This window comes from Shigella sp. SIG3 (assembly GCF_053555855.1).
Genome location: NZ_JBQZXE010000005.1, coordinates 54,824 through 69,012, shown reverse-complemented (window position 1 = coordinate 69,012; position 14,189 = coordinate 54,824). Strand labels below are relative to the sequence as shown.

Here is a 14,189-nt window from a genome sequence, read left to right as displayed (position 1 = left end):
ATTTCCTTCGTTTATTTGCATGAATATACAAACCGAAAATAGGAGATGCAATACAAAAGCTGTGGAAATATCAAACAGCCTCTCAATTTGGCAGACAGCGTCTGCCAAATCTTTGCCGATGGGAATTCTGCAGATGGTGTCTGCGGAATTCCCAATGGTGTTAATTCGCCAGACACTGTCTGGCGAATTTCAACATGTTGAAAAAAGAGGTAAAAAAGCCTCATTTGGCGTAAGTTTTTTGCAGAGACCCCACGTTTATACCGTCGACTTAAATCCTTCGATAGCCGATCAATCAACTGTGCACCATAAGCTGCTCTGGCCTCACCACCTTGTTCAAATTCGACAATCCGTCGGCCAATTTCCCAGTACGTCGCGGTCATCAGCGCGTTAACGCTACGTACCGTTTCCGTTCGGGCGCTATCGACCAGATGAATAATGCCGTCGTGGATTTGCTGGTAGCCTGTTGAGGTTCTCTCTGAGAGCGATTCCATTATCTGTCCCTTTATATGGCGCTGCGTTGAATAATGGAATCAGCTATACGCCGGGCATCTACCGGTAACAATCCAGATGAGCGTATTACATTGGTTTTCTTCAGATTATGCGAGGCGATTTCCAGAAAGAAAGGAGAATTTCAGCGCCGACTCTTTTCTGAGGAGGCGGCGCTGGGACAGAGCTTAAACTTCCAGCCAGTTCATAATGCCGTCTGCCGCTTTGCGACCTTCGGCGATGGCGGTAACGACCAGATCGGAACCACGGACGATATCGCCGCCAGCAAAGATTTTCGGGTTGCTGGTCTGGAAAGCGTTGTCGTTGCCTTCCGGAGCGATGATGCGGCCTTGTGAATCCAGCTCGACGCTGTGTTTTGCCAGCCATTCCATGTTGTGTGGACGGAAACCAAACGCCATGATCACCGCATCTGCCGGAACGATATGTTCGGAACCTGCAACGATCTCCGCGCGGCGACGGCCTTTGGCATCCGGTTCGCCCATTTCGGTACGTACCATTTTTACGCCGCTGACTTTGCCGTTACCGTTCACTTCAATCCCCAGTGGCTGGACGTTGAATTTGAACTCTACGCCTTCTTCCCGCGCGTTTTTCACTTCGCGGCGGGAACCCGGCATGTTCTCTTCATCACGACGATAGGCACAGGTAACGTGCTTTGCCCCCTGGCGTACAGACGTGCGCACGCAGTCCATCGCAGTGTCGCCACCGCCAAGTACTACCACGCGTTTGCCTTCCATGCTGACGAACGGTTCGTCGCGGGTTTCACCAAAGCCCATTAACTGTTTGGTGTTGGCGATAAGGAACGGCAGCGCTGCGTACACGCCATCGGCGTCTTCGTTTTCCAGCCCGCCGCGCATTGACTGATAAGTCCCAACGCCAAGGAACACGGCATCGTAATCACTCAGCAGATCGTCCAGCTGTACGTCGCGGCCCACTTCGGTATTGAGTTTGAATTCAATACCCATGCCGGTGAAGATTTCACGGCGACGCGTCATTACCTCTTTTTCCAGCTTGAAGGCCGGAATACCGAAGGTCAGCAGCCCGCCAATTTCTGGATGACGGTCGAAGACAACGGCTTTTACGCCGTTACGCGTCAGGACATCCGCACACGCCAGACCTGCCGGGCCTGCACCGATAATCGCCACTTTTTTACCGGTTTGCTTCACGCCGGACATATCCGGACGCCAGCCCATTTCGAACGCTTTATCATTGATATAACGCTCAATGTTGCCGATGGTCACCGCACCGAACTCATCGTTCAGGGTGCAGGAACCTTCGCACAGACGGTCTTGCGGGCAGACACGTCCGCATACTTCCGGCAGTGTGTTGGTCTGATGCGACAGTTCTGCCGCTTCAAAAATACGCCCCTCGTTGGCGAGCTTCAGCCAGTTTGGGATGTAGTTGTGTACCGGGCATTTCCACTCGCAGTATGGGTTGCCGCACGACAGACAGCGGTCAGCCTGCGCTTTGGCCTGGCCTTCGGAAAACGGCTCGTAAATTTCAACAAACTCAATTTTACGGATCTTCAGCGGTTTCTTTGGCGGATCAACGCGCTGCAGGTCGATAAATTGATAAACATTCTGACTCATTGTTGCTACCCCTTACTGCGCCTGCACGCGCAACTCTGCTGCGCTACGACTACGGTGACCCAGCAGTGCTTTTACATCACTGGACTTCGGTTTAACCAGCGCGAATTTCGTGGCGAAGGTTGACCAGTTCGCCAGAATCTCTTCACCGCGCTGAGAACCGGTATGCTGAACATGCTCGGTGATAAGACCGCGCAGATGCTCTTCATGGATCGCCAGATCGTCGACGCTTAAGACTTCGACCAGTTCCGGGTTAACGCGTTTGCGGAAATCACCGCTTTCATCGAGAACGTAAGCGAAGCCGCCGGTCATGCCCGCGCCGAAGTTAACGCCGGTTTTACCCAGAATACAGACAATACCGCCCGTCATATATTCACAGCCGTTGTCGCCAATGCCTTCTACCACGGTGATAGCACCGGAGTTCCGCACGCCGAAACGTTCACCCGCGCGGCCTGCGGCATACAGACGACCACCGGTCGCGCCATACAGGCAGGTGTTGCCGATAATGCTTGCTTCATGGCTGCGGAAGGCGGAACCAACCGGAGGATGAATGGCGATTAAGCCGCCCGCCATGCCTTTACCGACATAGTCGTTGGCATCCCCGGTCAGGTATAGTTCCACGCCGCCCGCGTTCCACACACCGAAACTCTGGCCTGCGGTGCCGTTGAAGTACGCTTTGATAGGATCGGCTGCCAGCCCCTGATCGCCGTGCGTCTGGGCGATATAGCCTGAAAGCGACGCGCCGACAGAACGGTCGGTGTTGCGGATATCGAACCAGAAGGTTTTGCTCTGGCGTTCATCGACAAACGGTTTCGCCTGTTGCAGCAACTGCGCGTTTAGTAGGCCGTTATCAAACGGCGGGTTGTTTTCAGTGCAGTAGAGTGACTTACCTGCATGTGGCTCGGCAGTCTCCAGCAGCTTCGACAGCGCCAGTTTCTGCTGTTTGGCGGTGAAACCGTCCAGCTCTTTCAGCAGGTCGGTGCGACCAATCAGATCCACCAGACGCGTTACTCCCAGCTGTGCCATCAGCTCGCGGGTTTCACGGGCGATAAACTCAAAGTAATTAGTCACCTTGAACGGCAGGCCGTGATAGTGATTCTTACGCAGTTTGTCATCCTGAGTTGCTACACCCGTGGCGCAGTTGTTCAGGTGGCAAATACGCAGATATTTACAGCCGAGCGCCACCATTGGGCCAGTGCCGAAGCCGAAGCTTTCTGCGCCGAGAATCGCCGCTTTGATGATATCGACACCCGTTTTCAGGCCGCCATCAACCTGCAAACGAATTTTATGACGCAAGCCGTTGGCAACCAGCGCCTGTTGGGTTTCCACCAGACCGAGTTCCCACGGGCAGCCTGCATATTTCACTGACGACAGCGGGCTTGCGCCGGTGCCGCCGTCATAGCCCGCGATGGTGATCAAGTCCGCATAAGCTTTCGCCACGCCAGTCGCGATGGTGCCAACGCCTGGTTCGGACACCAGCTTAACGGAGATCATCGCTTTCGGGTTAACCTGCTTGAGGTCGAAAATAAGCTGCGCTAAGTCTTCGATAGAGTAGATATCGTGGTGCGGCGGCGGGGAGATCAGCGTCACTCCGGGCACCGAATAGCGCAGTTTGGCGATGTAAGGAGTGACTTTGTCGCCCGGCAACTGACCGCCTTCGCCCGGCTTCGCGCCCTGGGCGACTTTAATCTGAATGACGTCGGCATTGACCAGATACGCCGGAGTAACGCCGAAGCGACCAGAAGCTACCTGCTTGATGCGCGACACTTTGTTAGTGCCATAGCGCGCCGGGTCTTCGCCGCCTTCACCGGAGTTCGAGTTACCGCCGATGCTATTCATCGCTTCCGCCAGCGCCTCGTGGGCTTCCGGGCTTAACGCGCCGATAGACATCGCGGCGGTATCAAAGCGTTTAAACAGTTCGCTTGCCGGTTCAACATCAGCAATGTTGACCGCGTTTTCACCCGGCGTAATTGCCAGCAGATCGCGCAGCGTGGTTGTCGGACGCTCATTAACCAGCTTCGCGTATTCCTGATAGTCGCTGTACTCGCCGCTTTGTACCGCCTGTTGCAGCGTGCGCACCACGTCCGGGTTGTAGGCGTGGTATTCGCCGCCGTGGACGTATTTCAGCAGGCCGCCCTGGCTAATCGGCTTGCGCGCCAGCCAGGCACGTTTCGACAGATTCAGCAGATCCTGCTGGAAGTCTTCAAAGCTTGCCCCACCAATGCGGCTGACCGCGCCCTGGAAGCACAGGCCCACTACATCATCGTGTAGACCGACCGCTTCAAACAGTTTCGAGCAGCGGTAAGAGGCGATGGTGGAGATGCCCATTTTGGACATGATTTTGTACAAGCCTTTGTTGATGCCGTTACGGTAGTTGAGCATCACGGTACGATAATCTTTGGCAATCGCGTGGGTGTCTACCAGGCGGCCCAGCGTTTCATAGGCAAGGTACGGATAAATAGCCGTCGCGCCGAAACCCAGCAACACGGCGAAGTGGTGCGGATCGCGGGCGCTGGCGGTTTCGACGATGATGTTGGCATCGCAACGCAGGCTTTGATCGACCAGACGGGTCTGGATCGCGCCAACCGCCATCGGAGCCGGAACCGGCAGGCGATCTTTAGCGATATTCCGGTCGGAGAGCACCAGCAACACGGTGCCGCTACGTACCATTTTTTCGGCTTTGTCGCATAGCTCTTTGACTGTCGCTTCGAGCGTGGTTTTAGTGACGTCAAAGGTGATATCCAGCGTATCTGCGCGGTAGTGCTCCTCTTTCATCGTCGTGAGCTGTTTGAAATCGGAGTAGAGCAGAATCGGCGATTTAAAGCTTAAACGGTGCGCCTGGCCCTCTGCTTCGCAAAAGACGTTCATTTCACGACCGATACTGGTGGCGAGCGACATAACATGCGCTTCACGCAGCGGGTCGATTGGCGGGTTAGTCACCTGGGCAAACTGCTGGCGGAAGTAGTCGTAAATAATGCGCGGCTGACTGGAGAGCACGGCGAATGGGGTATCATCGCCCATCGAACCGACCGCTTCCTGACCGTTTTCGCCCAGTACGCGAATTACGGAGTCCAGCTCTTCCGCGCTGTAGTTAAACTGTTTCTGGTAGCTGGCAAGCGTGTCGTCGTCCAGTTCGCGGCTACCCACTTCTTCATCGGGCAGATCTTCAAACGGTACCAGTCGGCGGACGTTTTTCTCCATCCACTCTTTATAAGGGTGGCGGCTTTTCAGATCGTCATCGGTTTCTGCCGAGTGCAGAATACGCCCACTGCGAGTGTCGATCACCATCAGTTCGCCTGGCCCGACGCGGCCTTTTTCGACCACTTCGTCAGGCTGGTAATCCCAGATACCGACTTCAGAGGCGCAGGTGATGAGCTTGTCTTTGGTAATGACGTAGCGTGCCGGACGCAGACCGTTACGGTCGAGGTTACAGGCAGCGAAGCGACCATCGGACATCACGATGCCCGCCGGACCATCCCACGGCTCCATATGCATGGAGTTAAAGTCAAAGAAGGCACGCAGTTCCGGGTCCATATCCGGGTTGTTCTGCCAGGCGGGTGGCACTAACAGGCGCATGGCGCGGATGATATCCATCCCGCCTGCCAGCAGCAGTTCCAGCATGTTATCCATGGAACTGGAGTCAGAACCGGTTTCGTTGACGAATGGCGCGGCGTCGTGCAGGTCAGGGATCAGCGGCGTCTGGAATTTATAGGTACGCGCACGCGCCCATTGGCGGTTACCGGTGATGGTGTTGATTTCACCGTTATGCGCCAGATAGCGGAACGGTTGCGCCAGCGGCCAGCGCGGTACGGTGTTAGTGGAGAAGCGCTGGTGGAACAGGCAAATGGCCGATTCCAGACGCAGGTCCGCAAGATCCAGATAAAAGCGCGGCAGATCCGCCGGCATACACAGACCTTTATAGATGTTCACCAGATTCGACAGGCTACAGACGTAGAAGTCTTTGTCGGCTTCGAGACGCTTTTCAATGCGGCGGCGGGCGATAAACAGACGGCGCTCCATATCGCGTGGACGCCAGCCTGCCGGGGCGTTCACAAAAATTTGCTCAATGCGTGGCAGAGAGGAGAGGGCGATTTCACCCAGCACGCCTTCGTTAGTGGGGACATCACGCCAGCCCACAATCGACAAGGTTTCGCGTTGCAGTTCTTCTTCAACGATGCGGCGTGCGGCAGCGGCGAGTTCAGGATCTTTATTCAGGAAGAGCATCCCGACAGCGTAGTTTTTTGCTAAACGCCAGCCGCGCTCCTGCGCAACGATGCGAAAAAAGCGATCCGGTTTTTGTAACAGCAAGCCGCAACCGTCGCCGGTTTTACCATCGGCGAGAATCGCGCCACGGTGCTGCATGCGGGCCAGTGCGTGTATTGCAGTACGCACTACCTTGTGGCTAGGTTCGCCTTCTATGTGGGCGATCAGGCCGAAACCACAGTTATCCCTCTCAAGGGATTTATCGTACAACATATCGTGAACCTCCCCCAGGCTCTGCGGGAACCCCACTTCCGAACCGCTGCGCACGGGCACAGAAAGAGCGTGGCGACGGGGTTTGCGTGTCATACGCGCGCCTCGCATTCGCCCCCTTGTTGTCCTTTTCGCATCGGTTAATACGGTGAAGAGGGGATCTCAATTACTGCATAAATATGATGAGCAGGCTGCTCATCCAGAAAGCTTCCAGCGGATTTCCAACTTATCGGGAAAGCTGATACAGGTCAAATGGCAAGCTTATTGGTACAGAAATGTGCTTTAGCGCAAAATTCTTTATTAAATGGCTGAAATTAAAATAGATTTTATCTTTAAGGCTAAAAGGAGAGTCGTTAGAGAAACAGTCAATTCCTGACTGTCATAAAGGCGTGTTAACCCTTATCCTGCCTTGAACTGACGAGAAAACCAGCATTTTATACTGCCTTAATTGGTAATGACGTTTCATGCTACTGTTTTTGCCTAAAATCCATAAGGAGATAAAAAAATCTGACACAAGATAAGCAAAAGTGATTTATGTGATTATGCATGAAATTTCGGTAATTTTGATTGATTATGCAGTTGATAAAAGCAGGGCGGGACGATTGATCTAGGTCATCGCCGAATTGAGCTAAAAATGGCAGGCTTTGGCCTCTTTTCAAGGCGCGGTCTATCAGATTATGCAGTTACAGAAATTAGTCAATATGTTTGGTGGTGATCTCACCCGTCGTTATGGGCAAAAGGTGCATAAGCTGACGCTGCACGGCGGTTTTAGCTGCCCTAACCGTGACGGTACCATCGGGCGTGGTGGCTGCACATTCTGTAATGTTGCCTCGTTTGCCGATGAAGCGCAGCAGCATCGTTCCATTGCCGAGCAACTGGCGCACCAGGCGAATTTAGTTAACCGCGCTAAACGCTATCTGGCCTACTTTCAGGCGTATACCAGCACCTTTGCGGAAGTTCAGGTGCTGCGTTCTATGTATCAGCAGGCGGTGAGCCAGGCCAATATTGTCGGTTTGTGTGTTGGTACCCGCCCGGACTGCGTGCCGGATGCGGTGCTGGATCTGCTTTGCGAATATAAGGACCAGGGTTACGAAGTGTGGCTGGAGCTGGGGCTACAAACCGCCCACGACAAAACACTGCATCGCATCAACCGCGGCCATGATTTTGCCTGTTATCAGCGTACAACCCAGCTGGCACGTCAGCGCGGGCTGAAGGTGTGTTCCCACTTAATTGTCGGCCTGCCTGGCGAAGGGCAGGCTGAATGTTTGCAAACGCTGGAGCGAGTGGTTGAAACCAGCGTGGACGGCATAAAGCTGCATCCGCTGCATATTGTGAAAGGCAGCATTATGGCGAAAGCCTGGGAAGCGGGGCGTTTGAACGGTATTGAACTGGAGGATTATACGCTCACTGCCGGAGAAATGATTCGCCATACGCCACCGGAAGTGATCTACCACCGCATTTCCGCCAGCGCCCGTCGCCCGACGCTGCTTGCTCCGCTGTGGTGCGAAAATCGATGGACGGGAATGGTCGAGCTGGATCGCTATCTGAATGAACATGGCGTACAGGGATCGGCGCTGGGACGTCCGTGGCTACCTCCAACGGAGTAGGTCGTTGAGGGGAATTCCGCATTTCTCACACAATTTATAACGTAACTGTCAGAATTGGGTATTATTGGGGCAGGTTGTCGTGAAGGAATTCCCTAATGAAGCAAATTCGTCTGCTGGCGCAGTATTATGTTGACCTGATGATGAAGTTAGGTCTGGTGCGCTTCTCAATGTTGCTGGCGCTGGCCCTCGTCGTTCTTGCCATTGTGGTACAAATGGCGGTAACCATGGTGCTGCATGGTCAGGTCGAAAGCATTGATGTTATTCGTTCTATCTTCTTTGGTTTGCTGATTACGCCGTGGGCGGTCTACTTTCTATCGGTGGTCGTCGAGCAACTGGAGGAGTCACGACAACGTCTGTCACGGCTGGTGCAAAAACTGGAGGAGATGCGCGAGCGCGATTTGAGCCTCAACGTTCAGTTAAAAGATAATATTGCCCAGCTAAATCAGGAAATTGCCGTTCGTGAAAAAGCGGAAGCAGAACTGCAGGAAACCTTCGGCCAACTGAAAATTGAAATCAAAGAGCGCGAAGAGACACAAATTCAGCTCGAGCAGCAATCCTCATTCTTACGTTCCTTCCTTGATGCTTCACCCGACCTGGTTTTTTATCGTAACGAAGATAAAGAGTTTTCCGGCTGTAACCGCGCGATGGAGCTGCTGACCGGAAAAAGCGAAAAACAACTGGTTCATCTGAAACCTGCTGATGTTTACTCACCGGAAGCCGCCGCAAAAGTCATTGAAACCGATGAAAAAGTGTTCCGTCATAATGTGTCACTGACCTATGAACAGTGGCTGGATTACCCGGACGGGCGCAAAGCCTGCTTTGAAATCCGTAAAGTGCCGTACTACGACCGCGTGGGTAAACGTCACGGTTTGATGGGCTTTGGTCGCGACATTACCGAGCGTAAGCGGTATCAGGATGCGCTTGAACGCGCCAGCCGCGACAAAACGACGTTTATTTCCACCATCAGTCACGAATTGCGTACACCGCTGAACGGTATCGTCGGCCTGAGCCGCATTCTGCTGGATACCGAACTCACCGCCGAGCAGGAAAAATATCTCAAAACTATCCATGTTTCGGCCGTCACGCTGGGGAATATCTTTAACGATATTATCGACATGGATAAGATGGAACGGCGCAAGGTCCAGCTTGATAATCAGCCGGTTGATTTCACCAGCTTCCTTGCCGATCTGGAAAATCTCTCCGCATTGCAGGCGCAACAAAAAGGATTGCGCTTTAACCTGGAGCCTACGCTGCCATTACCGCATCAGGTCATTACCGACGGGACGCGTTTACGGCAGATCCTGTGGAACCTCATCAGTAACGCCGTCAAATTCACCCAGCAAGGCCAGGTTACCGTGCGCGTGCGCTACGATGAAGGCGATATGCTGCATTTTGAAGTGGAAGATTCTGGTATCGGCATTCCGCAGGATGAGCTGGATAAAATCTTCGCCATGTATTACCAGGTGAAAGACAGTCATGGCGGTAAACCTGCCACCGGCACCGGTATTGGTCTGGCCGTTTCTCGTCGTCTGGCGAAAAATATGGGCGGCGATATTACGGTTACCAGCGAACAGGGCAAAGGTTCAACCTTTACGTTGACGATCCACGCACCGTCGGTGGCAGAAGAGGTCGATGATGCGTTTGATGAAGACGATATGCCTTTACCGGCGCTGAATGTGCTGCTGGTGGAAGACATTGAACTGAACGTGATTGTCGCGCGTTCTGTGCTGGAAAAATTAGGTAACAGCGTTGATGTCGCCATGACCGGCAAGGCGGCGCTGGAGATGTTTAAACCGGGCGAATACGACCTGGTGTTGCTGGATATTCAGTTGCCAGATATGACCGGGCTGGATATCTCTCGTGAACTGACGAAGCGTTATCCGCGCGAGGATTTACCGCCGCTGGTGGCCTTAACCGCTAACGTGCTGAAAGACAAACAAGAGTACCTCAATGCTGGAATGGATGATGTGCTGAGTAAGCCGCTTTCGGTTCCGGCGCTAACCGCGATGATCAAGAAATTCTGGGATACCCAGGATGATGAGAAGAGTACGGTGACGACAGAAGAGAACAGTAAATCAGAAGCATTGCTCGATATTCCCATGCTGGAACAGTATCTCGAACTTGTAGGACCGAAGCTGATCACCGACGGGTTAGCGGTGTTTGAGAAGATGATGCCGGGCTATGTCAGCGTGCTGGAGTCGAATCTGACGGCGCAGGATAAAAAAGGCATTGTTGAGGAAGGACATAAAATTAAAGGTGCGGCGGGGTCAGTGGGGTTACGCCATCTGCAACAGCTGGGTCAGCAAATTCAGTCTCCTGACCTTCCCGCCTGGGAAGATAACGTCGGTGAATGGATTGAAGAGATGAAAGAAGAGTGGCGTCACGACGTAGAAGTGCTGAAAGCGTGGGTGGCAAAAGCCACTAAAAAATGACCCCGGCTAGACCGGGGTGCGCGAATACTGCGCCAACACCAGGGAAATCTTGGCTGCGCCGTAAATTATTATGATGAGTTACAAGGGCACAGCACTGTTTTTCAGGCCGCACGCAGTTAAGATAGCAAAACTTAAATGATTTGTTACATGAATCAGTTAAATGTGTGATGCGTACCATTTTTATTAAAAAAATTAATGTGTTTCAGTCAATTGCGAAAGGATGATCACAATGAAGAAAATTGGCGTAATTCTGAGCGGATGCGGCGTCTATGACGGTTCTGAAATTCATGAAGCGGTGTTGACGTTGTTAGCTATTTCACGCAGCGGTGCGCAGGCGGTCTGCTTTGCACCGGATAAGCAGCAGGTTGATGTTATCAACCATTTAACTGGCGAAGCGATGACGGAAACGCGCAATGTGCTGATTGAAGCGGCACGAATAACGCGCGGTGAAATCCGTCCTCTGGCCCAGGCCGATGCCGCTGAACTGGATGCGTTGATTGTGCCGGGGGGGGTTGGCGCGGCGAAGAATTTAAGCAATTTTGCCAGTCTTGGTAGCGAATGCACCGTTGACCGTGAATTAAAGGCGCTGGCACAAGCGATGCATCAGGCCGGAAAACCGCTTGGTTTTATGTGTATTGCCCCGGCGATGCTGCCGAAAATTTTCGATTTCCCGCTGCGTTTGACCATCGGTACTGATATCGATACCGCAGAAGTACTGGAAGAGATGGGCGCGGAGCATGTGCCGTGTCCTGTCGATGATATCGTGGTTGATGAAGACAATAAGATTGTCACCACCCCAGCATATATGCTGGCGCAGAACATTGCAGAAGCGGCGAGCGGCATTGATAAGCTGGTTTCCCGCGTGCTGGTTCTGGCTGAATGAGTAAAAGCCGCTTAACGGTGTTTAGTTTCGTTCGCCGTTTTCTTTTGCGGTTAATGGTTGTCCTCGCCGTTTTCTGGGGCGGGGGCATCGCGTTGTTTAGCGTTGCGCCTGTTCCCTTCTCAGCGGTAATGGTCGAGCGACAGGTCAGCGCCTGGCTGCATGGCAATTTTCGTTACGTGGCACATTCTGACTGGGTCAGTATGGATCAAATCTCGCCGTGGATGGGACTGGCGGTGATTGCCGCAGAAGATCAGAAATTTCCTGAGCACTGGGGCTTTGATGTCGCTTCCATTGAGAAAGCCCTGGCGCACAACGAGCGCAATGAAAACCGTATTCGCGGTGCTTCAACGATTTCTCAGCAGACGGCCAAAAATCTCTTTTTATGGGATGGGCGTAGCTGGGTACGAAAAGGGCTGGAAGCTGGATTAACGCTGGGGATAGAAACAGTCTGGAGCAAAAAGCGTATCCTGACGGTTTACCTGAATATCGCCGAATTTGGCGACGGTGTGTTTGGCGTCGAAGCTGCGGCACAACGTTATTTCCACAAACCCGCGAGCAAACTTACCCGGTCGGAAGCTGCATTACTGGCAGCTGTATTACCTAATCCACTTCGTTTCAAAGTCTCCACGCCTGACGGCTACGTGCGTAGCCGTCAGGCGTGGATTTTACGGCAGATGTATCAGTTAGGCGGTGAGCCGTTTATGCAACAACACCAGCTGGATTAAGCTTCGCGCGAAGTGAGGGCCAGCGTTTTGCTCTCACGAGGTTGCAGATCTTTCTGCAGGGCAATAGCCAGCGCCGGTTGGGCGATAAATCGTTTCCATAACCGCTCTTGCTTACGCAGACAACACCACTTCGACCAGGTCGCCAGTGGAATCAATGTGCTTTCACCAATGTTGTCGCAGACGACCGGGATAACCTCTGACTCACTGATGCGGTGACAGAGGATATTCTGCGGCTTCAGCGACATCGTCACGATACGGTTATCCTGCAAATAACGCTTCAGCTGTTTCAGTAGCTGGCGCAGTTGTGCAATGTCTTCTTCGTAACGGCATTGTTCAGCAAATTCGGTCAGCGTAATGGAAGGCTTGCCGTCAAAATCGGCAATCACATCGTAGACATAACCGGTTCCGCAATCCGTCTCAACGGTACCGTGATAGCGCGGTATTCCACTCCAGTCTTTTAACCGGCGACCAAGATGCGCGTAGTACTTTAACTCACGGCGGATCTCTTTATCGCCACCATCGCCACGATGGTAGACAATCTTGATACAGCGTTGGGCATCTTCCGGATGCGCATAACATTTCCGATGTCTTCCGGTGCCCAGGGGACTTTGTTCAGATAAGCGAATCATGCCATCTCCTGGAAATATTTTCTGACGATCTCCAGTATGGTCGATTAACTTAAACAAAACCTAAACAATGCCTCTTAAGGTTTTCTTAAGGTTCTTCTGAAAGTGAAAAGCGCACAAAATGTACAAATGACGTTGATTGAGAACGATTTCAGTACGTGATTTTCTTATTGTCGGGGGAGCTTGAAGGGAGTTGTATGTCAAAGTGATGAAGATTAATCTTCATCAAAACCAGAATTAAAGAGGGCGATAACGGCGGCCAGTGCTTCCTCTTCCTGTGGACCGGTCGCTTCAACTTCAATCTGCCGTCCTTTGGCAGAATCCAACATCAGCAGCGCAATAACGCTGTTGGCTTCAGCCTCGGTGCCTTCGTCATTACGTAACAGCACTTCAGCGTCAAAACCCTGCATTAATTCAAACAGCTTCATTGCAGGCCGGGCATGCATGCCCAGCTTGTTTGTGATTTCAACAGTTTGCTTGACGGTCATGGTTTACGTTTTTCCAGCGTACGATGGCGTGACTGGACGTTTTTACCGCGCGAGCGGAAGTAGTCTGCCAGTTGCTCTGCAATATACACCGAACGGTGCTTCCCGCCGGTACAACCAATGGCGACCGTCAGGTAGCTACGGTTGTTGGTTTCCAGCATAGGTAACCATAGCTCAAGATAGCTTCGCGTCTGGTAGATAAAATTGTGTACTTCTGTGTGGCGGTCGAGGAACGCGGCGACAGGTTTATCAAGACCTGTCATTGGACGCAGTTTCGGATCCCAGTGCGGGTTCGGCAAGAAGCGCACGTCAAAGACGTAATCTGCATCGATAGGGATACCGTGTTTGAAGCCGAAAGACTCAAAGACCATGGTCAGTTCGCGTTCACGTTTACCCAGCAGACGGGTACGCAGCATTTCAGCCAGCTCGTGAACGGACATTTCTGAGGTATCGACAATCAGATCCGCTCGCGAACGCAGAGGCTCCAGCAAATCGCTTTCTTTGTCGATAGCACTTTCCAGCGACAGGTTTTTGCTGGAAAGCGGATGCAGTCGGCGCGTGTCACTGTAACGACGAATTAAGGTATTACGGTCGGCATCCAGGAACAGTAGTTGCGGTGAGAAAGCGTCAGGCAGGTTACTCATCGCCTGTTCGAATATTTCTGGTGACTCCGGCATATTACGAACATCAATGCTGACGGCGGCAGAAATCTCGCGATCGGCCAGAGTTCGAGCCAGATCGGGTAACAACACTACGGGAAGGTTATCCACGCAGTAAAAACCCATATCTTCCAGCGCACGCAGGGCGACAGATTTACCTGAACCTGAACGTCCGCTGACGATCATCAGTACCATGTACTGTTTCTCCT

General features: G+C 52.7%; 9 protein-coding genes and 1 pseudogene. 4 read left to right on the top strand and 6 right to left on the bottom strand.

From position 1 onward, the window contains the following. Positions 1–86 precede the first annotated feature (86 nt). The 3 genes and pseudogenes from ACUU1I_RS02610 to gltB all read right to left on the bottom strand — a co-directional run. Positions 87–491 (bottom strand): annotated as a pseudogene (locus ACUU1I_RS02610) (DUF1016 N-terminal domain-containing protein); the annotation flags it as partial. Positions 492–674: 183 nt separating this feature from the next. After that, positions 675–2,093 (bottom strand): glutamate synthase subunit GltD, encoded by a 1,419-nt coding sequence (gltD, locus tag ACUU1I_RS02605; RefSeq protein ID WP_000081672.1) that lies wholly within the window; start codon positions 2,091–2,093, stop codon positions 675–677. Between the two features lie 12 nt (positions 2,094–2,105). Beyond that, the gene (gltB, locus tag ACUU1I_RS02600) at positions 2,106–6,566 is read right to left on the bottom strand and encodes a glutamate synthase large subunit (protein ID WP_005115918.1); all 4,461 of its coding nucleotides are present in this window, start codon (positions 6,564–6,566) and stop codon (positions 2,106–2,108) included. A gap of 674 nt (positions 6,567–7,240) precedes the next feature. On the opposite strand from gltB, the gene ACUU1I_RS02595 reads away from it, so the two are divergent. The 4 genes from ACUU1I_RS02595 to mtgA all read left to right on the top strand — a co-directional run bounded on the left by ACUU1I_RS02595 (position 7,241) and on the right by mtgA (position 12,210). Further along, a complete protein-coding gene (locus tag ACUU1I_RS02595) occupies positions 7,241–8,170 on the top strand; it encodes a TIGR01212 family radical SAM protein (RefSeq protein ID WP_005050728.1) in 930 nt (309 codons plus the stop codon). A 95-nt stretch (positions 8,171–8,265) separates the two neighbouring features. Continuing rightward, complete coding sequence (arcB, locus tag ACUU1I_RS02590) at positions 8,266–10,602, top strand: aerobic respiration two-component sensor histidine kinase ArcB (RefSeq protein ID WP_000809782.1); 2,337 nt, start codon at positions 8,266–8,268, stop codon at positions 10,600–10,602. Positions 10,603–10,831: 229 nt separating this feature from the next. After that, positions 10,832–11,485: an isoprenoid biosynthesis glyoxalase ElbB gene (elbB, locus tag ACUU1I_RS02585; protein ID WP_001397829.1), complete on the top strand. Its 654-nt coding sequence runs from the start codon at positions 10,832–10,834 to the stop codon at positions 11,483–11,485. Then, positions 11,482–12,210, top strand: a complete 729-nt coding sequence (gene mtgA, locus ACUU1I_RS02580; protein WP_000047092.1) for a monofunctional biosynthetic peptidoglycan transglycosylase — start codon at positions 11,482–11,484, stop codon at positions 12,208–12,210. The genes elbB and mtgA overlap by 4 nt, the downstream gene beginning before the upstream one ends. Here mtgA and yrbL read toward each other — a convergent pair. The 3 genes from yrbL to rapZ form a co-directional block, all read right to left on the bottom strand. Next, the gene (yrbL, locus tag ACUU1I_RS02575; protein WP_000620405.1) at positions 12,207–12,839 is read right to left on the bottom strand and encodes a PhoP regulatory network protein YrbL; all 633 of its coding nucleotides are present in this window, start codon (positions 12,837–12,839) and stop codon (positions 12,207–12,209) included. The genes mtgA and yrbL overlap by 4 nt on opposite strands. Positions 12,840–13,051: 212 nt before the next feature. Beyond that, a complete protein-coding gene (gene npr, locus ACUU1I_RS02570; RefSeq protein WP_000216791.1) occupies positions 13,052–13,324 on the bottom strand; it encodes a PTS phosphocarrier protein NPr in 273 nt (90 codons plus the stop codon). Next, complete coding sequence (gene rapZ, locus ACUU1I_RS02565) at positions 13,321–14,175, bottom strand: RNase adapter RapZ (RefSeq protein WP_000243741.1); 855 nt, start codon at positions 14,173–14,175, stop codon at positions 13,321–13,323. Before rapZ ends, npr begins: the two co-directional genes overlap by 4 nt. Positions 14,176–14,189: the final 14 nt, after the last annotated feature.

Coding starts and splice junctions, on each gene's coding strand:
- arcB (WP_000809782.1), top strand. CDS start 8,266: ATGAAGCAAATTCGTCTGCTGGCGCAGTATTATGTTGACCTGATGATG.
- yrbL (WP_000620405.1), bottom strand. CDS start 12,839: ATGATTCGCTTATCTGAACAAAGTCCCCTGGGCACCGGAAGACATCGG.
- mtgA (WP_000047092.1), top strand. CDS start 11,482: ATGAGTAAAAGCCGCTTAACGGTGTTTAGTTTCGTTCGCCGTTTTCTT.
- gltD (WP_000081672.1), bottom strand. CDS start 2,093: ATGAGTCAGAATGTTTATCAATTTATCGACCTGCAGCGCGTTGATCCG.
- gltB (WP_005115918.1), bottom strand. CDS start 6,566: ATGTTGTACGATAAATCCCTTGAGAGGGATAACTGTGGTTTCGGCCTG.
- ACUU1I_RS02595 (WP_005050728.1), top strand. CDS start 7,241: ATGCAGTTACAGAAATTAGTCAATATGTTTGGTGGTGATCTCACCCGT.
- rapZ (WP_000243741.1), bottom strand. CDS start 14,175: ATGGTACTGATGATCGTCAGCGGACGTTCAGGTTCAGGTAAATCTGTC.
- npr (WP_000216791.1), bottom strand. CDS start 13,324: ATGACCGTCAAGCAAACTGTTGAAATCACAAACAAGCTGGGCATGCAT.
- elbB (WP_001397829.1), top strand. CDS start 10,832: ATGAAGAAAATTGGCGTAATTCTGAGCGGATGCGGCGTCTATGACGGT.